The following is a 21,668-nucleotide window of genomic DNA, read 5'->3' on the forward strand; positions in this document are numbered from 1 at the left end:
CAACAAAAAGCTGCAAAAAAATCTCGAAAAATCAACAGTCCTAATTTAAGTTAAAAACTTATTTAAGTTAAAAACTTAGCCCACAGTTTACTCACTAATTCTGGCTGTGCTGAATAACTTCTACTAATACACTGTTTTTCATTCTGCATAGTGGCATGGTGCCCTAAAGCACGTAACTGTTGATAGGTATCACTTAGTAACGTTTGCTCTTGCTCGTTAATAATCCCAGCTTGTTTGAGTGCTTTAAAAATACTTAAGTTATCAGAGTTTTTCATTAAGTTAGCATGTTCATGGCTATTAGCTAACACTAAGTATTGTGCTAAAAACTCAATATCAACTAAACCACCTTGACCTTGCTTAATATCTAAAAGCTCTTCATTAGAACTATCAAGGTGTGCACGCATTTTATCGCGCATTGAAGTAACATCTTGCTTTAAAGTATCAAGTTCTCTTACTCGAGATAAAATATTATGGCGAATAGCGGTAAACTGTGCTTTTAGTTCATCATTACCGTATATCATTCTGGCGCGAACCAATGCTTGATGCTCCCATGTCCACGCATCTTCTTCTTGGTATTTGCCAAAGGTATTTAAGTGCACGACTAATAAGCCTGAATTACCCGAAGGGCGTAAGCGCATATCAAGCTCATATAATATGCCGCTGTTCATACGCGTATTAAAAATATGCATAATACGCTGTGCCAGCTTCATGTAAAACTGACTGGCGGCAATCACGCGACTACCGTCAATTTGACCCGTTGTAACTTCATCGCGCTCACTATGATGGGTAAAAACTAAATCAAGATCTGAACTATAACCCAACTCTATACCACCAGTTTTACCATAAGCAATAACACCAAAGCCCTTGCCTTTATCCTCATTTAAGCAAGTTTGTGGTACACCATAACGGCTACTTAATTGCTGCCAAGCCAAGGTAATCCCTTCATCAATAATAGCTTGGGCTAAAGCGGTAAGGTGATCGCTAACCTTAGCGACAGGTAATACTTCAGCAATATCTGCGGCGGCTATACGTAGTTGTTGCGATTGCTTAAATTGACGCAGTGCCTCCATTTGGGCTTCTAAATCTTCCTCAGGAATACGTAGCATACGCTCACGTAACTCTAAGGCATAAGCACTTAACTGTGGGGGGTTGTGCAATAGTTTAGGATCAATTAATTCATCCAATAAGATAGGATATTTAGCAATATATTCAGCGACCCAGCTGCTCGCTTGGCATAAATGCAATAATTGTTTAAGTGCCCCTTCGTTTTCAAATAACAGCTCAAGATAAGCGGTACGAGTAATTATTTTACTAAAAACAATTAAGACCCGGGTTAACACCACATCGGCTTTAGTGGTTTTTTGTAATCGACATAGTAATAGTGGGATAAGCTTATCTAGCACTTGTCGACCGCGACTACCTAAACTGCGCTTATTACACTCTTCTCTGAAATCATTAATAGCAGTCCATACCTTAGCGCTATCCCATGTTTGATCATCTTGTGCTAGCCAAGTAATGGACTCTTCATCACTCCAACGGCTATGCCATAACGTCACCCAATGCTCATCTGCGGCTTCATGGTTAGGGCTTTCTACACCAATCAATTGCTGAAACTCTTGGTGAACATTATTCATATGAGCGGTTAAAATAGTTGTAAATTCTTCCCAACTATTAATAGCTAATACTGCAAGTATGCGTTCTTGATCTAATGGCGTGTCAGGTAAGGTTTGTGTTTGTTTATCTGCAAGTGCTTGAATAATGTTTTCAACGCGTCGTAAAAAGCGATAAGCCTGCTCTAGTGTTTGCTGCGTCTCAGCGCTAATTTCGCCACTAATAACAAGCTGTGGTAACACCGTTAACAAATTACGTTGTTGCAACTCTTTAACACGGCCACCTCGTATGAGCTGAAAAACTTGCACAATAAATTCAATTTCTCGAATACCGCCAGCACCTAATTTAATGTTATTAATGAGCTGTTTGCGCCTAACTTCCTGCGCGATCATCATTTTCATACCGCGTAAGCTATCTATTACACTAAAATCAATATAACGACGATACACAAAAGGCCTAAGCATGTTACTTAGTTGTTGATGATAAAAACCTTCACCAATTACACGAGCTTTAAGCATAGCGTAGCGTTCCCAATCACGACCTTGCTCTTGGTAGTAATGCTCCATGGCATTAAACGTTAACACCAACGGACCACTGTCACCAAAAGGGCGTAAACGCATATCAACGCGATAAACAAAGCCATCGCACGTTACCTGATGCAGCGAGGCAATCAGTTTTTGTGCTAAACGGGTGAAAAATAATTGGTTATCAATACTGCGTCGACAACCAACCGTTTCGCCGCTTTCAGGGTAAGTAAAAATAAGATCTATATCAGATGAAAAGTTTAGTTCTTTACCGCCTAGCTTGCCCATTCCATACACTAATAGCTTTTGTTGCTCGCCTTGTGCATTTTTAGGTACACCCCACTTATCTTCACAAAAAGCTGTTAGCCAAGCTAAACTACTTAAAATAAGTGCATCGGCTAATGAAGATAAACGTAATAAAGAGCAGTCTAAACTGACACTAAACAGTAAATCATCAATAGCAATCTTTACCATTTGTTGTAATCTGAAACGCCGTAATATTCGGTGTAATTGCACTTCATCAGTACACGTTGCCAATATTTCATGTAATAGTTTTTGATAATTTGGCAACAATTCATTAGACGTTTCAGTAAACAAAGGAATAACTAAATCAGGAGCTTGTAACGCACTTTCAAAAATAAAGTCGCTTAATGCTATTGCTTGTTTAAACAACTCAAGTTGCTCTACCGACAACTGGCTATAGGCCTTATGATGTTGTTCTTCAAAACGCTGCCAGTTTTTTTGTTGTTGATTTTGTAATCGTGATGATAAAACTAAAGACACAAGCACTCCAAATAAGGTCAAGGGTAAAGCTAGACATAATATGTCATTAATGCTATTAATTGAACAACGCCGATTTTTACTGGTGAATACTTCAATAGCACAAAGTATTACTATAAATTAAGGCTGACGCTATGTTTAATCACAAATAACGCATTACTTATTTGCTAACTAATCTGATAACATAGCATTTTTAAGGAGATGATGGCATAAATGCAAGCGCTAAAAACACCTTTTTTATTGCTTTTGATCATAGCAACAACATTTAGCTTGTTTGGCTGTGGTGATCCAATAAAAGACCAAATAGAACAACAACTTCCCATTACTGAACAACGTGTTGCTCAATTAGGTAACGCCCTTAGTAATGATCAAGTCCGCAATGCGACATTAATTAAACAATATGCTCGTAAAGTTGAACAATTAAAACCTCAACTTAGTCCATTAATTAATGAATTTTCTAAAGATGCAACGACACAAGGTCCAATGTATAAAGCGTTGTTAGACCGTATTAATACGGTTAAAACGCAGCCACAGATGTTTGAATCAAGCCAAGCACTTTATAATGAGTTACTTAATATTTATCAAGCCGCAGATCCAGTACTTTATTCTGATGCATTAAGTGACCCACTCAATGTGCTCGCCGATATGTCTGATGGTCAATTACCGCGTATCAACTCATTGTCCAAAGCTCAAAGTCAGCAAGCTAATAACGCACAAGATTTCGGTACTGGTGAACAGCTTATTGGTAACCCTAATTACGGCAGTTGGCAAACGGGTAGTAACGGCATGTCATTTTGGGCATGGTACGGTATGTACTCAATGATGGGCGACTTATTTGGTCGTCGTACTTATTACAATGACTGGGGTCGCTCTCGAAACTATAGCTATTATAATGATTATGGCCGCACACGTTATAGTTCACCTAGCCAACTTAAAAGCCAAACGCAACTCGATACACGCACTAAAAAGTCATTTGCCAGTAAAGGGCAAAAGTACAGTAGCCCCTATAGTAAAAATCGAGCTGGCTCGTCAAGCTTATCAAGCCAGAGTAAAACCGCACAAAATAGCGCTAAACGCTTTCGCTCAGATAACGTTAAAAAAAGCAGCTATGCAAGCAAGTCGACTAAAAGTTCAGGCTTTAGAAACTCAAGTACCAACACATCTCGCGGCTTTAGACGCGGGAAATAGTAAAGACAGGAAATAATTACTTATGAATACATTTATTGAACTCGTTGGTGTAAATCAAGATTTGTTCGCCTACCTTGCTATTGATGTTTCAATTGCTATTTTACTCTTAGGAGCCATGCGCTTTCTATCTGGCTTAAGTGCTAAGGTAAATAGTACAGAAGAACTCGCTAAACAAGACAATTTTGCTTTTGGTATCAGTGTTGCGGGTAGTGTTTTAGCCTTAGGCATTGTGCTTACTGGCGCTATTACTGGTGAAGCAGCAAGTAGCTATGCTATGGAAGCTATTGGTATGTTAGCTTATGGCGGCTACGGCTTAATATTAATAAAAGTGGGTCGTATTATTCACGACAAAGTAGCATTACAGCACTTAGACAAAACCGCACTGATTATTGAAAAGAACCTCACCATTGGCATTATTGATGCTGCAGGTGCTATTGCAACTGCTATTATTATCCGCGCAGTATTGTTATGGGTTGATGGTTTAGATATTAGCACTTTCATTGCGATTACCAGCGGCTTTATTGTTGCACAAACCGTTTTAGTAATAATCACCCGTTTACGTGAAAAGCAATACGCTAAGAATAATCAAGAAGACTGTTTACAAGAAGCATTAAGTAAAGGGCAACTCGCCTTAGCGATTCGCTATAGCGGCCAAGTAATTAGCACCGCATTAGCCGTTACTGCTGCTAGCCACTTTCTTATTTACAGCCCAGAAACCTTAGTGGTTAATTTACTCGGCTGGTTAATTTTTGGTATTGCCATGACCTTAATTGTTGCCTTGTTAACAGCACTAGCTAAACACATTGTGCTTTGGGGTATTAATTTAGTTGAAGAAGTTGATCAGCAGCACAACATTGGTGTTGCCAGTATTGAAATGGCAACTAGCATTGCTATCGCGTTAATATTAACAGCGTTGATGGCTTAAACAGTTACCAGCTAAATAAAGATAACGGTAGTGCGTAATACAACCGCTACTGTTATCGCTAATAAAAAACTACCAACGTATTAAGCTAATACAGTATAGCGAACCTCGCTTACTTCCCCCTCCCCTAAAATAGTATTCATCATATTAAAATGCTTGCAAAAAATACCCGTATTATTGACGACACATTACTAATTCTCACCATGGCTATCTTGGCTGGCTGTGGACTTATTTATGAGTACTTACTTTCACATTATGCTGGGCGTGTCTTAGGAGTCATGGAAAGCACTATCTATACGATGATAGGCTTGATGATAGTTTCTATGGGGTTAGGTGCTTTTGCTGCCAGAAAAGTACGCAGTGCATACAACGGTTTTGTGTGGCTAGAACTTATTATTGCTTTACTTGGCTCAAGTGCAATCTTAATTATTGGTGGTCTAATTGCCGTCACACAAATATTGCCTGAAATTATTGCCAATATGTTTGCTTTACCACCAGACATGAAGCCTCAAGGGGGAATATTCCAACAATTAAGTTGGCTGGCTTTTAATAGCCCTTACTTTTTTGGTGTCTTGTTAGGCTTTTTTATCGGCATGGAAATCCCGCTAATTGCCCGCATTAGAGAAGATATTTATCAAAAACATTTAGCTAACAATCTTGGCACTATTTATGGTGCTGACTATATTGGTGCCGGTATTGGCGCTGCTATCTGGGTCATATTTTTACTGAGTATTGATATTAGTAAAGCCGCAGCCTTAACTGCAAGTTTAAACTTAATTGCTGGCGCTGTATTTATCTTACGCTATTGGTCACAGCTTACCTGGCGTAAAACCTTTGTTGCTTTACACTTAGTATTGGCACTGATTATTGGCTTAATGTTTAACTATGGTAATCAGTGGTTAAACCAAATGAATAGCTTACTGTACTTAGATAAAGTAGTTCACTTCGATAAAACCCGTTATCAGCAACTCACCTTTACCGAGCGCCATATGGGGCTTGAACAAAATAATATCATTAATTTTTACCTCAATGGTCGCTTACAGTTCTCTTCTATTGATGAACACATTTATCATGACTATTTAGTTGCCCCGGTACTGGCAGGCTCAGCAAGGCATGACAACATTTTAATTATTGGCGGTGGTGACGGTTTAGCACTGCGTGATATTTTAAAATACTCTCCTAAAAACATCTCTCTTATCGATTTAGACGGTGAATTAATCGATATATTTAAAGAGCCAAAAGAACACGTAAACCCAAGGTTAGCGCGACAAATCAGTCAACTAAATGAAAACAGTCTACAAGATGAACGTGTTACAATTTATCGAGAAGATGCTTTTATCGCAATTAACGCACTATTAAAAAACAAACAAGTTTTTGATGCCATTATTGTCGACTTACCTGATCCAAGTCACCCTGATCTTAATAAACTTTACTCTGTTAATTTTTACGCACGCTTAAAGCTATTACTTGCCGGTGACGGTTTAATTGCAGTGCAATCAACCAGCCCATACCACGCTAAAGCGTCTTTCATCTCCATAGGAAAAACCATGGCGGCAGCAAATTACGCTCATGTAGAGCAATATCACGACAACGTACCTAGTTTTGGTGAATGGGGTTGGACTATTGCAGCAAAAACAGGCGCAAGCCCTTTAGCGAGATTAAATAAGTTATCACACCTATCTGTGCAGCATACGTGGTTAAACTTAGCACTTTTAAAAAATGCTTTTATTTTTCCTAATGACTTTTATAAAGATAAAGACGATATTAGAGTAAACACCCTTGGCAGCCATACTATTTACCAGCTTCATCAACAAGCATGGCAAGATCAACAAGGGTTAAATTAAACAATAATAGAGATACATCACAACAACTTAAAAAGCATGATTACATGAAACACACAAAATAAAGTAAATAATTACTAATTGCTCCTTGACATAATATGTCAGGGTGCTAAATTTAACCAAGTCGACATATTATGTCACTGACACTTTTACATTGAGGATAGGAAATAAATGAATATTCATACTATAGCCGATCATTTAAATAGCCTGGCAGATAATTCAGACACTGGAATGAGCTTTGATTGTCAGCCGATTTCAGGCGAAGTAGATGTATTGCAAATTAGCATCTTAGGAAGAGAAGAGTTACCTATTTTTGTTTCAGTTACCGAAGACCAAATTTTATGCATTAGCTACTTATGGGGCGTTGAAGAGGTTAAACCCGAATGCATAGCACCTATGCATGAAAGCATGCTAGAAATGAGCATTCCAATGCCACTATCATCTTTCTCAAAAATTGGTGATAAATATGTCGTATTTGGCGCTTTATCCATAAGCTCAAGCTTAGCTGATGTAGAACACGAATTAACGGTACTAAGTAATAACGCCGTTGAAGTTATTGATGATATGAGTGACTTTTTACTTTAATACAGTAATTGCACCAATAATTAACTTGTCATCCTATTAGGAGTAAACAATGAGTATTTTTAAAAAAATCATGACCGCAGTACGTGGTGGCGCATCAGAAGCTGGTGAAGCAATTATCGATGCCAACGCAACTCGAATTTTTGAACAAGAAATTCGTGATGCAGAAAATCATTTAACTAAAGCAAAGCGCGATTTAACTGGCGTGATGGCTGAGCAAATGGCAGCAAAACGTGAGGTAGACCGTCTACAACGTGAAATTACTGAGCACGAAGGTTATGCTGGACAAGCCCTTGAAAAAGGTGATGAAACATTAGCCCTTGCCGTAGCTGAAAAAATTGCCGCTTTAGAAAGTGACCTATCAGCACAGCAACAAGCACATGACAGTTTCGCTGGCAACGCTGAGCGTTTAAAAGAGTTAGTTAAGAAAAGTGAACGTCAAGTTGCTGAACATAAACGTCAACTCTCTATGGTTAAAACCACAGAAAGTGTACAAAAAGCAACGTCAGCAATTACCGATAACTTTTCATCAAGTAACTCTAAACTGCTTAGCGCTAAAGACTCTTTAGAGCGCATTAAAGCTAAGCAACAAAAATTTGATGATAAAATGAAGGCAGCTGAAGTGCTTGAGTCTGAAAACTCTGACACATCACTTGAAGCTCAGCTTAAAGCCGCAGGAATTGGCAACCAAGATAGCAGTGCCAACTCAGTGCTTGATCGCATTAAAGCGAAACAAAAACAATAGTTAAACCAATGGGCACACTCAGTGCCCATTTTTCGTTAGGAAAGCCGATGAATTTTTTAAAGAAAATATTTAATAAAACAGCTGAAGCACCACGTAAACTTAGCCAAGTTAATCAATTATTAACGGGTGACATTATTGTGCTAACAGACAGTTTTGCTTTACCAGAGTCTCTTCGCGGTCAGCAGTTTCAAGTGAAAGCTATTAACAGCTATGAATTTGAACATAATACGCAAAGCGAGTGGGCTTTAGTTGGTGCTAACGACTTGGAAATATTTTTATCACTCGATGTTGATGACAATACCGAATTAAAATTTTCTTTAAAAATTCATCATGAAGACATTGAAACTTTATTTGATTTAGATGATTTTTCGCAAGTTTTTGATGAGCCAGGGCAAGCATTTTTAAACAAACAAAAAGACTCGGCTTTAACTGCTAACTGGAGTAGCGAGCAATACCAGCAAAGTGTATTCGCTAAAGTAGGTTATTTTCATCGTAAAGATCATCGCAGTGAAAGCCTTAGTGCCTATGAGGGACAAGACAGCGGTGAACAGTTTGAGCTATACAGTTTATTTAATGAGGATCAAAGTAAAGGGATTGATGTTGAAGTATGGCAAGATGGCGACACTGAAGTTTGTTTAACCTTATTTCGTCCATTAAGCGATATTGTTGATATGTACCCTGCAACTTAGCTAAACAATAACTAAGCAGTAACTAAGTTAAACACCTATTGTGAAATTATAGAAACACGACTTCGTAATTCGAGGAAGTAGTCATGAGCAGAAAAGTCCCCGACAAATGGCAATCATCCGTCAAGGCAATGAAAGCGGTGCAAGTCGCCTTTGATATGGATGAAAAAATACAACTATCTATTCGTAAAGAAGCATTAGAAGCTGGTTTAAGCCCTTCTGATCAAATACGCGATATCTTAGGTCTCCCCATTAATAAAAGACCTAAACGACCGCGTTTAACTGTGAGTTTAGCGCCGAGTGATTACGAAGTACTAGCGGAAAAATACCAGTTAGCTGCCGATCAACAACTTGAAATTAAGAAGAAGTTGATGGACGACCTAATCAACTACGTGAATCAACAACCATCACAGAATTAACTTTACGGCTCTATCGTTTATTGTAAATATTTGTTGATTATTTATTTTGTGTCATAATGTAAATGAAAAAAACTATCACTACAGGGATATCATTATGTTACTAAAAAAAATAGCTATTTCAGCTTTTGCTGTAGCACTTACAGGTTGTGCAAATACTGACGCTTTAGAAGAGAATATCGCAAATTTAACGAACAAAGTTGACGCATTATCAACTCAAGTTGATAGTTTACAAAGTCAACAAGCGGCATTGAGCCAACAAGCAGCAGAAGCTAAAGCTGCCGCTGAAGAAGCTAATGAACGCATTAATAATGTTGTTGCTTCATACAAAAAATAATTGAGCTTTCTCAATTATAATTAATAAAAAAGCCTTTAATCATTGATTAAAGGCTTTTTTATGTGTATCGATTAACTGCAGATCGTGTTACTTACTGTGGTCTTTTAACTTAACTTCACTAGCTATCGGCTCCAATTCAACGACCAAGCCTTTAGGTTGTTCGATAAAGGGTAATAATTGATGCCAATGTGCTCGCTCTGTACCAACAAAACGCTGAACAACATCACTTATTTTAACCGTACTTTTACTGCCATCTTCTTCAGTTAAAGGCTGATGTATTTCAATTAGCTTTTTGTGACCGTTTTCATAAGACACTTTTACCGGTTGGTCAATAATTCTCACTTTAGTTTTCAAGGGAATATTGTCATAAAGCCATTTAATGTCATCATCATACATTCTTATACAACCTGAGCTCGCCCGCATACCAATACCAAAGCGTTTATTAGAGCCATGAATTAAATACTCACTGGTGCCTAAACGTAATGCGTATTTACCAAATGGGTTATCTGGCCCCGCGGGTACAACGTCAGCTAGTTTTTTACCATGCTCGGCAAAATAGCGCTCATGCATCTCTTTGGTTGGTCGCCAAACAGGATCTTCTCGTTTTTCACTAATATAGCTAGTCGCTACTGGTGTCTCTAAACCTTCACGGCCAATTCCGACAGGAAATACTCGCACAGTTTTGTTATCAGGAGAAAAATAGTATAAACGTAACTCTGGTAAGTTAATCACAATGCCAACACGCCTAATAGGCGGGATAAGCATTGCCTTGGGTATAGTAACCTGGCTATTTACAGGCGGTAAGAAAGGGTCTACATTCGGGTTTGCCGCCATTAAGGCTAAAAAACCAACGTTATATTGTTCTGCTATTTGCTGGAAGTAATCACCTTTAATGACAGTATGGTATTGCTCATGACCGATAAGTCGAGACTTTCCTTGCGGCAATTGATACTCGGTAGCGTTAAGTGTACCAATGGCCATCAATATTACTAAAGATAAATAGATAACTTTCATTTTCATTAAATTCTTTATAAAGCAGCTAAACGCTTAAAACTGCCAGTAAGGCTTTATTGACTCGGCATTATCACGAGAGTGAGTTAACGCCAGCAATAAGTTCTCTATTTTACTATCAAGCCACTTTTCTAGCTTTTCTTCAGGATGCGATAACACCGCTAACTGTTGCTTTAAAATATATAGCGTTTGTAGCTCGCTTATTCCTTGTTTAATGTCTAGCCAGGCTCTGCGGTAACTCTGCATTTTTTCTCGGCTAACTTCACCATCAAATAAAGTACTAAACCAGCTGCCAGCTAACAAGCTCCTAATTAAGATCCCATGAAGCGACATATATGACTGACAAGCCTCAGTAGTCGGCTCTATAGGCACCAAGCTCATCTCTGTTTTAATTGTCTGTAAGCTATAGGTTAATTTCTGCTGAGCGAAATTAAGTAAGCTACTGTCGTTAGACGTATGAAGTGAAACTAGAGACTCATTATTTAATAAAATATTCAGTAATGATAACTGTAAAAGATTAAAGCGCTCACTGTAAAATAGCGCAATAATTTGTGCTGTATCAGGATAGCGACTTTTTTCTAATTGCAGCTTAGTAATTAGCTCATCGCTGTGGGCTATTTTTTTTCGATAACCACCACTTTTACTCATTAATTCTTGTAAGTGCTCAGCATTATCAGCCCAATTAATAACACGAATAAAGTAACTTAACTCTTTACGAATCTCAATATAGTCAACTGACAGCTCTTGTTCAAACAACCAAAACCCTTGTCGCAATAACGCTAGCAATTCTGCTATTTTTATTAAAGTACTTACTTTAGGGTCAGAGATATAGCATTCCACGTTACGTTGTAACGAGATTAACGAGTGTGACACTCCATGCTGAAATGCTTGACTAATTGAGGCTACGCCTCGCATAGGAATAACTTCAAGCTGTAACTCGACCGGAGTTGTATCAATATTTTCGTTAATAGCTTTCTTTGTTAGTTTCAGGTTGTTTTCTTTTGAGATGTTATCTTTTGAAGCATTAAATTGTGCAGCAAGAGTATAGCCTCTAGCAGCCTTACTTAGTTGCCCTGGTCGCATAGCAAGCGTTGCTAATAGTATTTTAGCTAAACTAAATAATGCTTGCTGCTCACCGCTAACTAACTCTAGTTCAATTTCATAAATAGGTAAGGTTTTATCGTAGCCTTCACAACTAACGCTGCCTTCATCAAAGGCTAATTCAATAACGGAGCCTGCTAGCTCAATTAACCAAGTAGTGCGAGTAAAGTGGGTTTCAAAAAGGCTTTGAATATCTTGCTGTAACTTATCAACATCTCCACCGCTATCACGCCAAATATTTTCAGGGAAAAGAGATAAATCGACATGCTTAGAGCTAATATCAACATTATACTCCGGACGCTTATGTAAGCCACCTACAACCTGCCCTGCCGTTTTTATGGTTTGCTCAAACTGTAATGGAGCCTCAGGAGTTTTTATACCGCGCACTCTAAGTCCCATATCTAAATGACGTAATTCAAGATTAGGGGTATCGAGGTAATAATTAGCAAGCTGCTTTTGCTGTTGGCTAAAGCTCAATTGCTCACTTAACAGTATATTGGTTATTTCGGTCGTAATATCTGCTTTTGAGTTGGTATTATTTGTTTCACATAACAAATATTTAAGTTCTATTTCGGTCGCCATTGTATTCCGTATCAGCTTTTATCAAACAAGGAGTAGCATACACTTTGTAAGATCAGATACCAAGAGTATCATTTATCCTTGCCATAACAGGCTCAAACACATAGTATCTTGTATTATTTTACATTACGGCGCTGCTATGAAATATTTGTTTAGTTTATTTATCTCTTTTTCACTCATCACTTTTACCTCATTAGCACAAGCAGAAGAGTCATCGGCCCCCTCAACTGGCTACATTTCAGATGATCTTTCTATTTTCATGCATGCTGGCCCTGGTACTAACTATAAAATTTATGGCACCATCACTGCTGGTGCACAAATAACCATTACGGGTAACAGTGCCAAAGATTATAGTGAAATCGTTGATGAAAAAAACAGAACCGCTTGGGTTGAATCGAAATACATAACTACAACACCAGGTTTGCGCTTCACTGTGGAAGAGTTGAATAATCAAGTGAATAATGCAACAAGCTTTACACAACAGTTAGACGGTGAAGTAAATCAACTGAAGAGTACCATCGCCGATTTAGAGCAACAAAATACTTTACTCACGAAAGACGCTGAAAAGCTCAATAAAGCGCTAGCAGACACCAGTAGTAAGTTAAAAGATCAAGACACTAACATTAAAAAGCAATGGTTTTTTAATGGCGCAATTGTACTTGGTTTTGGTTTAGTACTTGGGTTAATTTTACCTAAATTCTTCACTCGTCGTCGTGAAGGTATGGGTAGCTGGAAGTAATATATTACTCCGCTCAACTCTCTTGAACGTAGCATTATTTTACGTAATAAAATATTCCTAAAATGAAAATATTAGTTATCCCTAACAGAGGGCGTTCGTATAACGCGGTTCGCCCTGAGGCTGAGTGTTATATTAGCCTAGCCAAAACAGGTCATGATGTTACCATTATGACTTGTCAAACCAATGCCTATTATCAAGATTACTTGAAAGCAGGCTTAAAGGTAATAGAACTCGCTTCCTTAAAAAAATACAGCTTGGCAGTAATCAAACAAGTACATCATTATATCAAAAAGCACAACATTGATATTATGTATGCAACCGAGTCCAATGGTATACCTAATGCGGCTTTTGCCTGCATTGGAACGAATGCTAAAATGGTTGCTTACCGTGGAACCACTGGTGGTATGTATAAAACAGATCCCAGTAACTATTTATGCACCCTGCATCCAAGAATTAATGGTTATATTTGTGTTTCTAATGCGGTGAAAAAACATGTTCTCACTAAAGTAAGAGTAGGCATTAAACAGCGCGTGAGCACTATTTATAAAGGCCATGATACTGCTTGGTATGATCAGCCCCCCGTTACTTTAGAGAGCCTTAGTACAAATTCAACTAACTTTAATATTGTTTGTATTGGTAGCCCTAGACCCTACAAAGGCATGCAATATATGCTTGATGCTATGGCAGAGCTCAAAAACGTGCCAAATATCAAATTAATTTTAGTCGGCGATAATTTTGACTGCGAGCCGTTTAGCTCTGCAATAAAAGTAACAGGAATGAATGAACATATTATTCAAACTGGTTTTCGAAGCGATGTGCCAGAAATAGCTGCCACTTGTGATGTGTTAGTGCTTCCTTCTGAACGAGAAGGCTTACCTCGAGTTGTATTAGAGTCACTTGCTAGTGGTACACCTGTCATAACTTCAGCTAATGAAGGCGCAATGGAAATTATTGAAGATAACGTTAATGGTTTTGTCGTACCTATCGGCGACGGTACAGCCATTGCCGAAAAAATCACACTACTAAAAGAAAATCATCCTCTGCTTAAGCGTTTAAGTGAGCAAGCAAAACAAACTATTGAAACAAAAATGTCCCACCAAAAAACGGCTCAGGATATGGCTAATTTCTTTCAGTCTTGCCTTGATTAAAATAACAAATGATTAAGCTGTTTAGCGCGAGCTTAGCCGAACTAAACTCGCGTGCTGAGCCTAGCGCCAATAATTTAATCGTTTGCGCATTTTAAATTGACGAAAAAAATCAAACGGCTTACGTTTCAAGTTCAATTTCCCTGAAACCACTTCATCTACCGCATCTAATACGCGCTCTGATGACTTACCATCATGATAAGGGTGGGTATTGGCGGTAAAATCGTTTATTTTTTGCATCAACTGGGCAGGTCTATCAAGCGCATATTCAATTGTTTGCTCTAACATGTCTGGGTCATCAATATCTAACAAGTAGCTATCTGGCGCTATATTGTTGAAGGTAACCACTGGCTTATTCAATAATAAAAACATGATCAACACTGATGAAGTATCACATACCATCACATCAGCTTGCTGTAATAGTGGAATGATATTATCTGTTTCAACAAAAGTTAAATATTCACTCGTTAATGTTTTATATTGCGTGACAATTTCTTGAGGCATCTTGGGATGAAATTGCACTAACCACTGCCATTTTCCTGTAGCGCTTAGCGCCTTCACTTTTTCAAACAAGTGTGGTGCACACGATAATTTTTTCGAAAAAGTAGAACACAATAAAATTGTTTTTTTAGCTTGAGGCTTTACGTCATTAGGTGAATATAAACTGTCTAATGCACACCAGCCCGTTTGCGTTACTTTAAAGTGTTTATGTTGTTGCGCTAGCGCTAAAAATGGCTCCGTTGTACTAGGCCCTTGAGTACAATATAAATCAAAGCAGTTTCTTACTTTAAAGTGATCATTATTACCTTTTTTATCGAGCTTTCCAGCATCAAAACCATGAAAAACGGCAACATTAATACCGGGTAAAAATGTCGGAGCTATATTCGCCGGATAGAAAACCGCAACAGGATTAAAGCTCACCACTTCGTTAACGCTCATTAAGCGCACTTCTTCAGGTAGTAAATAGTCAGGGTTAACTTCATCACCCTCTAAAAACCAAGCAACCTTATCACCGCGCGCTAAAATGGCCGCTTGCAATGGTCTTAATATCGCATAAGAGTAATTCTGAGAAATATACAGTAAATAGTGCTTGGCAAGTTTAGTACTCATTAAAAGGCTATCAGTAGCTGGGGTATACCGCTATGATAACGCTATATAAAGATGATGAAAATAAGTATACTCTCTTTTTTGGCTACCCGAATTAACATTACTGAAAGGTAAGCAAACAGTGTGTTAATAAATTACATTTTTTATACATTTATTTGAACGAAAAAAATCAATAACTGTATGAATATCGGTATACTGCCATGCTTGTCATTATCAATATTAACAAAACGAATTGAGTAAGCTTAAATTTTCCCATGATGATCTCTTCGATAAAAAAAAATGCCTTATTATTGACAACTATTGCTAGTGCTAATTTAGTGATGGTTTTTCCCGCGGTGGCTGAGCCATGGATTGACACCTCTGATATTTATTTAAAAGCTAATATTCAATTACTAGCCGATTCTGGTCATATTGTTACGCCAGTCACTACCTACCCTTTGATGTGGCATGATATTAATCGCGATATTAAGTCAGTGACGGTGAGCCACTTAACTGATAGTCAAAAAGAAGCCTACTACTATATTAAGCACCAATTTAACTTAGCTAACCGTAATCAGACACGTGTTAAAGCGCAACTAGGTATTGAAGACACGCGTTTTACTAGTTTCGGTGAGACCTATCGGGATACCAATAGTTTACAAGTACAAACCTCTACTATGATTGGTAACTTTGCAACTAACGTTTCATTTAGTTATTACGCAAATGCCGATGAAAACCAAGATAAAGAACGCTGGGATAACACTTATGCTGCCGCTTTTTTTGGTAATTGGGTTATTGCAGCTGGCAAACAAGACCGTTGGTTTGGCCCAAGCTGGGACAGTAGTTTAAGCTTGAGTAATAATGCGCGTCCAATGACAGCGGTTTCGTTAACCCGTAAATCGGCTGAGGCATTTACTATTCCTTTTACCGAGTTTGACATTCCTTGGACAATCACCACTTTTATGGGAAAAATGGATGATAGTCGCGTTATTGATGACGCGCTTTTATGGGGCTTTCGCTTTAACTTCAAACCATTCACTAACTTAGAAATTGGTATTACCCGTATAGCTCAATGGGGTGGCAAAGACCGACCACAAGATTTAGGCACCTTTTGGAATTTATTAATTGGTAAAGATAACTGTTCAGCTGGCGGTTTAGACTGTAGCGCAGAGCAAGAGCCAGGTAACCAACAAGCTGGCTTTGATGCGCGCTATTCTTTTAACCTTTTTGATACGCCTCTTGCACTTTACGGACAATATTTTGCTGAAGATGGTGATAACTCAAGTAGTTGGAGTATGGTAACTAAAGCTAAATATCAAGGTGGGGTTGATATGCATATCAACTTATTTTCGCTACCAACTACGGCTTATATTGAATATACCGACACCTACCAAATTTGCGAAACCCTCAATGGCAGAGCCGATATTGGCGATTGTTATTACGAACACCATATTTATAAAACAGGTATGCGTTATGAGGGAAGAACATTAGGTAATTTATATGATAACGATGCTAAAACAGTTGTTGTAGGTGCTATTTCTCAATTAGGTGCAAATACTCGTATGACGACTAAATTTCGCTACCTTGACTTAAATTACGATAACCACGATAAAGCCCCAACAAACCCACTTATTGGTAACCCATTAACCGCTGTTTCTGAAAAAATGTATATGTTATCTGGCAACTTACAACATAGCTATCAACAATGGCGTTTCACTTTAGGGGTTGATGTTAGTCGTTCAAGTTTTGTTGACACCAGTATGAATAATAATGAGGTCAACGCATCTTTAACTATAGAGTATAATTTATAACGGCTAATCCGCGCGCTATAAAAGAATATGAACTAAATTAGACGATTAAAGCTATTGACACTTATTGAGTAAATGCGCTATTAATATACCACTGAATAAATCTCTCGCTTTAGCGAATATTTATTAAATTATTTTCAGATTAATTACTTGCTGTATCAATTAACAATAAAAACTAACCAATGACTAGATTAATTAAACATACATCACTCAACCTCTTGCTCGCACTTAACATGCGCGGCTAGATTTTTGTTGTTTATTTACTAGATTCTCTTTCGAGAAATACATACAAGTAAAAAGAAAATAAAAACCCGCGCTAACTAACGCGGGTTTTTTTACGTCTATGCGTTCGTTAGCTTAACTAATACCAAACGGATTAATTAGTTCGATTGGTATAGAGACACACAGTACAGATCAAATATTTTAAAGGACACCAGATGAGCATCATAGAAACACCTAACGACAACGTCATTATTTTTGATACTACGTTACGCGATGGCGAGCAAGCCTTAAATGCAAGTTTATCAGTACACGAGAAACTACAAATTGCCTTAGCCATTGAGCGCTTAGGAGTTGATGTAATGGAAGTAGGTTTTCCAGTATCATCACCTGGTGATTTTGATTCAGTACAGCAAATAGCCCGTACCATTAAAAACGCCCGCGTGTGCGGCTTAGCTCGCGCTGTTGAAGCAGATATTGATGCTTGTGGTCAAGCGCTAAAGGTTGCCGATCAATTTCGTATTCATACCTTTATTTCAACTTCTGATGTTCATGTACAACAAAAACTACGTAAAGAGTTTTCTGACGTTGAAGCTATGGCTGTTCATGCGGTAAAACATGCACGTAAATATACCGACGATGTTGAGTTTTCATGTGAAGATGCTGGTCGTACACCAATCGACAATTTATGCCGCATGGTAGAAAGCGCGATTAAAGCGGGGGCGACTACAGTAAATATTCCAGATACCGTGGGTTATACCCTACCTTTTGAGTTTCAAGGTATTATTACGAATTTATTTAACCGCGTACCTAATATTGATCAAGCCGTAATTTCGGTACATTGTCATAACGACTTAGGCTTAGCTGTTGCTAACTCAATGGCAGCAGTACAAGCAGGTGCTCGTCAAATTGAATGTACTATTAACGGTATTGGTGAGCGCGCTGGTAACTGTTCATTAGAAGAAGTAGCGATGATCATGAAAACCCGTCAAGCATTATTAGGGGTTTCAACTAACATCAACCATCAAGAAATTGCCCGTGTATCAAAGTTAGTTAGTACGGTATGTAATATGCCGGTACAACTTAACAAAGCTATTGTCGGTGGTAACGCCTTTAGTCATTCTTCAGGTATTCACCAAGACGGCATGTTAAAGGCGAGTAATACCTATGAAATTATGACACCAGAAAGTGTCGGTATTGCTAAAACCAAGTTAAACCTAACCTCTCGCAGCGGTCGCCATGTAATTAAGCACCGTATGGAAAGCTTAGGTTACCAAGAAACTGATTATGACATTGAACAGTTATACGCAGACTTTTTAGCCTTAGCCGACAAAAAAGGCCAAGTGTTTGATGATGACTTAGAAGCGATGTTATTTAAATTACAACAACAAGACTTACAAGATCATTACGTTATTGAGCAAATCAACGTCCACGCTGGTAGTGGCGATTTTTCAACGGCAAGCATTAAATTAGCTTCGGGTGGTGAGTCACAAATTGTTTCGGCAACGGGTAATGGCCCTGTTGACTCATTATACCGCGCAATTAAACAAGCAGTTGATATCGACTTTGAAGTTACAGATTACAAAATTTCCAATAAAGGCTCAGGTGAAGATGGTTTAGGCCAAGCTGACTTAGTCATTACATGGCAAGAGCGAAACTTTCATGGTTACGGCTTAGAAACTGATGTTATTCAAGCATCAGGACAAGCACTAATTCATGCGTTAAATAGTATTCGCCGCGCCATGACCATTGCTGATTTGAAGTCAGCAAAACAAGCATAGTTATATAAAAGAATTAAATAAAAGGTTTTCAAAATGTCCAACATAGCAATTTTAGCCGGTGACGGTATCGGTCCAGAAGTCATGGTTGAAGCAAAAAAAGTTTTAGCTGCAGTCGCCAATAAATTTGATATTGAAATCAATACTAAAGATTACGATATTGGCGGAGCCGCTATTGATAACCATGGTAATGCTTTACCTGATTCGACCATGGCTGGTTGTGAAGCCAGCGATGCCATTTTATTTGGTAGCGTCGGCGGCCCTAAGTGGGCTAACTTACCGCCAACTGAACAACCTGAGCGCTGTGCATTATTAGGCTTACGTGGTCACTTCGATTTATTTTGTAATATGCGACCAGCAACCTTACAGCCTGCTCTTTCATCGTTATCAACATTACGCAGTGACATTTCATCAAAAGGTTTTGATGTGTTGGTGATTCGTGAATTAACCGGTGATATCTACTTTGGTGAACCAAAAGGTCGTAAAGGCGAAGGCGAAGAAGAAACAGGTTTTGACTCAATGTTTTATTCACGCCGTGAAATAAAGCGTATTGCTCATCTTGCTTTTCAAGCCGCGCAAAAGCGTAATAATAAAGTAACTTCAGTTGATAAAGCTAACGTATTAGCTACAAGCCAATTATGGCGTCAAGTAGTAGAAGAGGTAGCCGTTGACTACCCTGAAGTTGAATTAGAGCACCTTTATGTTGATAACGCAGCGATGCAATTAGTTCGTGATCCAAACCAATTTGACGTCATGCTATGCCCTAACCTATTTGGCGATATATTATCAGACATTTGCGCCATGATTACTGGCTCTATGGGCTTATTACCTTCTGCAAGCTTAAATGAACAAGGCTTTGGCATGTACGAGCCGGCAGGTGGCAGCGCTCCAGATATCGCAGGTATGGGTATTGCTAACCCTATCGCACAAATTTTATCAGCAGCCTTAATGCTACGTTATAGCTTAAATAAAGATGCCGCAGCTAAAGCCATTGAAGATGCAGTAGCAGCAGCTTTAGATAATGGGGTTTTAACGGCTGATTTATTACCTGCAGCACAAAGAAGTAATGCAAAAACAACTAGCGAAGTTGGCGACTTTATTTGCCAACAGATTATCGCCCAGAATAAAGAGGAAGCGTAAATGAGCAACGCCACACCTAAAACCATGTATGAAAAATTATGGCAAACTCACTTAGTCGAAGAAAAAGCGGGTGAAACACCGTTACTTTATGTTGATCGTCATTTAATTCATGAAGTGACTTCGCCACAAGCTTTTGCCAACTTACGTTTTCATAATCGCCAAGTACGTCATCCTGAACGTACTATTGCGACCATGGATCATAATATTTCAACGCGTTCAATTAAAATTGACGCTGCAGGTGAAGGCGCAGCAAATCAATTACGCGCATTAGAAAAAAACTGTAAAGAATTTGGCATTCAACTCTTTGGTATGGGTCATAAAAACCAAGGTATTGCCCACGTTATGGGGCCTGAGTTAGGTTTAACGTTACCAGGTACTATTATTGTTTGTGGTGACTCACATACCGCAACTCACGGTGCTTTTGGCGCACTAGCCTTTGGTATCGGTACTTCAGAAGTTGAACATGTTTTTGCTACGCAAACCTTGCGTCAAAACAAAGCAAAAACGATGAAAATTCAAGTTAATGGTCACGTTGGTGCAGGCATTAGCGCTAAAGATATTATCCTAGCAATTATCGGTAAAACGGGTAGTGCTGGCGCAACGGGTTATGTCGTTGAATACTGTGGTGAAGCCATTGAAGCGTTAAGTATGGAAGAGCGCATGACAGTCTGTAACATGAGTATTGAATTTGGCGCAAAAGCAGGCTTAATTGCACCAGATCAAACCACGTTTGATTATGTTAAAGGTAAAGAATACGCACCTAAAGGCGAAGTATTTGAGCAAGCCGTGATCGACTGGAAAAACTTACGCTCTGATGCTGACGCTGTTTTTGATACGGTCATCACCCTTGAAGCTAAAGACATTAAAGCACAAGTAACATGGGGAACTAATCCAGGACAAGTAGTTAGCGTTGACGGTAGCGTACCTTCGCCAGATAACTTTAGTGATCCGGTTGAACAAGAGTCTTGTAAGCAAGCACTTGAGTACATGGATTTAAAAGCGGGTACCAAAATAACAGACATCCAAGTAAACAAAGTATTTATTGGCTCTTGTACAAACTCGCGTATTGAAGATTTACGTGCTGCAGCAAGCATTGTGCAACGCTACCAAGGTCAAAAAGTTGTAGCTAACGTTGATGCTATTATCGTTCCGGGCTCATACCGTGTAAAAGAACAAGCTGAAAAAGAAGGCTTAGATAAAGTATTTACTGACGCAGGTTTTGAGTGGCGCTTACCCGGTTGCTCTATGTGTTTAGGCATGAACGATGACGTACTTGGCGCAGGTGATCGTTGTGCTTCGACCAGTAACCGTAACTTTGAAGGTCGCCAAGGTCGAGGTTCTCGTACACACTTAGTTAGCCCTGAAATGGCTGCTGCTGCTGCAATCACTGGTCACTTTGTTGATTTAAACGCATAACAATTGTCTTTTTG

At 38.6% G+C, this 21,668-nt stretch carries 18 protein-coding genes; 14 read left to right on the plus strand and 4 right to left on the minus strand.

The window, feature by feature from the left end:
- Positions 1-62 precede the first annotated feature (62 nt).
- Positions 63-2,918, minus strand: coding sequence for a bifunctional [glutamate--ammonia ligase]-adenylyl-L-tyrosine phosphorylase/[glutamate--ammonia-ligase] adenylyltransferase (gene glnE, locus KO495_RS06655; protein ID WP_215979622.1), 2,856 nt, complete (start codon positions 2,916-2,918; stop codon positions 63-65).
- A 210-nt stretch (positions 2,919-3,128) separates the two neighbouring features.
- Between glnE and KO495_RS06660 the strand changes: the two genes are divergently transcribed.
- The 8 genes from KO495_RS06660 (at position 3,129) to KO495_RS06695 (ending at position 9,632) form a co-directional block, all read left to right on the plus strand.
- Entirely contained in the window at positions 3,129-4,103 is a 975-nt protein-coding gene (locus KO495_RS06660) for a hypothetical protein (RefSeq protein ID WP_215979623.1), read from the plus strand.
- A 22-nt stretch (positions 4,104-4,125) separates the two neighbouring features.
- Complete coding sequence (locus KO495_RS06665) at positions 4,126-5,028, plus strand: DUF350 domain-containing protein (RefSeq protein WP_215979624.1); 903 nt, start codon at positions 4,126-4,128, stop codon at positions 5,026-5,028.
- 149 nt (positions 5,029-5,177) lie between these two features.
- Positions 5,178-6,869 carry a polyamine aminopropyltransferase gene (locus KO495_RS06670; RefSeq protein WP_215979625.1) on the plus strand — a complete coding sequence of 564 codons (1,692 nt, stop codon included), beginning with the start codon at positions 5,178-5,180 and terminating at the stop codon, positions 6,867-6,869.
- Positions 6,870-7,037: 168 nt separating this feature from the next.
- Positions 7,038-7,451 carry a DUF2170 family protein gene (locus tag KO495_RS06675; RefSeq protein WP_215979626.1) on the plus strand — a complete coding sequence of 138 codons (414 nt, stop codon included), beginning with the start codon at positions 7,038-7,040 and terminating at the stop codon, positions 7,449-7,451.
- 49 nt (positions 7,452-7,500) lie between these two features.
- Positions 7,501-8,193, plus strand: a complete 693-nt coding sequence (locus KO495_RS06680) for a PspA/IM30 family protein (RefSeq protein WP_215979627.1) — start codon at positions 7,501-7,503, stop codon at positions 8,191-8,193.
- A gap of 47 nt (positions 8,194-8,240) precedes the next feature.
- Positions 8,241-8,882 carry a hypothetical protein gene (locus tag KO495_RS06685; RefSeq protein WP_215979628.1) on the plus strand — a complete coding sequence of 214 codons (642 nt, stop codon included), beginning with the start codon at positions 8,241-8,243 and terminating at the stop codon, positions 8,880-8,882.
- 83 nt (positions 8,883-8,965) lie between these two features.
- Complete coding sequence (locus tag KO495_RS06690; RefSeq protein WP_215979629.1) at positions 8,966-9,298, plus strand: hypothetical protein; 333 nt, start codon at positions 8,966-8,968, stop codon at positions 9,296-9,298.
- A 94-nt stretch (positions 9,299-9,392) separates the two neighbouring features.
- Positions 9,393-9,632 (plus strand): LPP leucine zipper domain-containing protein, encoded by a 240-nt coding sequence (locus tag KO495_RS06695; RefSeq protein WP_215979630.1) that lies wholly within the window; start codon positions 9,393-9,395, stop codon positions 9,630-9,632.
- Positions 9,633-9,719: 87 nt separating this feature from the next.
- Here KO495_RS06695 and KO495_RS06700 read toward each other — a convergent pair whose 3' ends face one another.
- Positions 9,720-10,646 carry a L,D-transpeptidase family protein gene (locus KO495_RS06700; RefSeq protein WP_252738847.1) on the minus strand — a complete coding sequence of 309 codons (927 nt, stop codon included), beginning with the start codon at positions 10,644-10,646 and terminating at the stop codon, positions 9,720-9,722.
- A 33-nt stretch (positions 10,647-10,679) separates the two neighbouring features.
- Positions 10,680-12,326 (minus strand): CYTH domain-containing protein, encoded by a 1,647-nt coding sequence (locus KO495_RS06705; RefSeq protein WP_215979632.1) that lies wholly within the window; start codon positions 12,324-12,326, stop codon positions 10,680-10,682.
- A 136-nt stretch (positions 12,327-12,462) separates the two neighbouring features.
- On the opposite strand from KO495_RS06705, the gene KO495_RS06710 reads away from it, so the two are divergent.
- Both KO495_RS06710 and KO495_RS06715 read left to right on the plus strand, forming a co-directional pair.
- The gene (locus KO495_RS06710) at positions 12,463-13,062 is read left to right on the plus strand and encodes a TIGR04211 family SH3 domain-containing protein (protein WP_215979633.1); all 600 of its coding nucleotides are present in this window, start codon (positions 12,463-12,465) and stop codon (positions 13,060-13,062) included.
- Between the two features lie 62 nt (positions 13,063-13,124).
- On the plus strand, positions 13,125-14,210 hold the full coding sequence (locus KO495_RS06715) for a glycosyltransferase family 4 protein (RefSeq protein ID WP_215979634.1): 1,086 nt from the start codon (positions 13,125-13,127) through the stop codon (positions 14,208-14,210).
- Between the two features lie 60 nt (positions 14,211-14,270).
- On the opposite strand, the gene KO495_RS06720 is transcribed toward KO495_RS06715, so the two are convergent.
- Positions 14,271-15,317 carry a CDP-glycerol glycerophosphotransferase family protein gene (locus tag KO495_RS06720; protein ID WP_215979635.1) on the minus strand — a complete coding sequence of 349 codons (1,047 nt, stop codon included), beginning with the start codon at positions 15,315-15,317 and terminating at the stop codon, positions 14,271-14,273.
- A gap of 251 nt (positions 15,318-15,568) precedes the next feature.
- Here KO495_RS06720 and KO495_RS06725 point away from each other — a divergent pair, with 251 nt between their 5' ends.
- The 4 genes from KO495_RS06725 (at position 15,569) to leuC (ending at position 21,654) form a co-directional block, all read left to right on the plus strand.
- Positions 15,569-17,104 (plus strand): capsule assembly Wzi family protein, encoded by a 1,536-nt coding sequence (locus KO495_RS06725; RefSeq protein WP_215979636.1) that lies wholly within the window; start codon positions 15,569-15,571, stop codon positions 17,102-17,104.
- Between the two features lie 434 nt (positions 17,105-17,538).
- Positions 17,539-19,101: a 2-isopropylmalate synthase gene (gene leuA / locus KO495_RS06730; protein WP_215979637.1), complete on the plus strand. Its 1,563-nt coding sequence runs from the start codon at positions 17,539-17,541 to the stop codon at positions 19,099-19,101.
- 33 nt (positions 19,102-19,134) lie between these two features.
- The gene (gene leuB / locus KO495_RS06735; protein WP_215979638.1) at positions 19,135-20,238 is read left to right on the plus strand and encodes a 3-isopropylmalate dehydrogenase; all 1,104 of its coding nucleotides are present in this window, start codon (positions 19,135-19,137) and stop codon (positions 20,236-20,238) included.
- A complete protein-coding gene (leuC, locus tag KO495_RS06740; RefSeq protein ID WP_215979639.1) occupies positions 20,239-21,654 on the plus strand; it encodes a 3-isopropylmalate dehydratase large subunit in 1,416 nt (471 codons plus the stop codon).
- Positions 21,655-21,668: the final 14 nt, after the last annotated feature.

Origin of the sequence: Colwellia sp. D2M02, assembly GCF_018860755.1 — a bacterium.
Lineage (GTDB): Bacteria > Pseudomonadota > Gammaproteobacteria > Enterobacterales > Alteromonadaceae > Colwellia > Colwellia asteriadis.

Coding starts and splice junctions, on each gene's coding strand:
- KO495_RS06660 (WP_215979623.1), top strand. CDS start 3,129: ATGCAAGCGCTAAAAACACCTTTTTTATTGCTTTTGATCATAGCAACA.
- KO495_RS06665 (WP_215979624.1), top strand. CDS start 4,126: ATGAATACATTTATTGAACTCGTTGGTGTAAATCAAGATTTGTTCGCC.
- KO495_RS06670 (WP_215979625.1), top strand. CDS start 5,178: ATGCTTGCAAAAAATACCCGTATTATTGACGACACATTACTAATTCTC.
- KO495_RS06675 (WP_215979626.1), top strand. CDS start 7,038: ATGAATATTCATACTATAGCCGATCATTTAAATAGCCTGGCAGATAAT.
- KO495_RS06680 (WP_215979627.1), top strand. CDS start 7,501: ATGAGTATTTTTAAAAAAATCATGACCGCAGTACGTGGTGGCGCATCA.
- KO495_RS06685 (WP_215979628.1), top strand. CDS start 8,241: ATGAATTTTTTAAAGAAAATATTTAATAAAACAGCTGAAGCACCACGT.
- KO495_RS06690 (WP_215979629.1), top strand. CDS start 8,966: ATGAGCAGAAAAGTCCCCGACAAATGGCAATCATCCGTCAAGGCAATG.
- KO495_RS06695 (WP_215979630.1), top strand. CDS start 9,393: ATGTTACTAAAAAAAATAGCTATTTCAGCTTTTGCTGTAGCACTTACA.
- KO495_RS06700 (WP_252738847.1), bottom strand. CDS start 10,646: ATGAAAGTTATCTATTTATCTTTAGTAATATTGATGGCCATTGGTACA.
- KO495_RS06705 (WP_215979632.1), bottom strand. CDS start 12,326: ATGGCGACCGAAATAGAACTTAAATATTTGTTATGTGAAACAAATAAT.
- KO495_RS06710 (WP_215979633.1), top strand. CDS start 12,463: ATGAAATATTTGTTTAGTTTATTTATCTCTTTTTCACTCATCACTTTT.
- KO495_RS06715 (WP_215979634.1), top strand. CDS start 13,125: ATGAAAATATTAGTTATCCCTAACAGAGGGCGTTCGTATAACGCGGTT.
- KO495_RS06720 (WP_215979635.1), bottom strand. CDS start 15,317: ATGAGTACTAAACTTGCCAAGCACTATTTACTGTATATTTCTCAGAAT.
- KO495_RS06725 (WP_215979636.1), top strand. CDS start 15,569: ATGATGATCTCTTCGATAAAAAAAAATGCCTTATTATTGACAACTATT.
- leuA (WP_215979637.1), top strand. CDS start 17,539: ATGAGCATCATAGAAACACCTAACGACAACGTCATTATTTTTGATACT.
- leuB (WP_215979638.1), top strand. CDS start 19,135: ATGTCCAACATAGCAATTTTAGCCGGTGACGGTATCGGTCCAGAAGTC.
- leuC (WP_215979639.1), top strand. CDS start 20,239: ATGAGCAACGCCACACCTAAAACCATGTATGAAAAATTATGGCAAACT.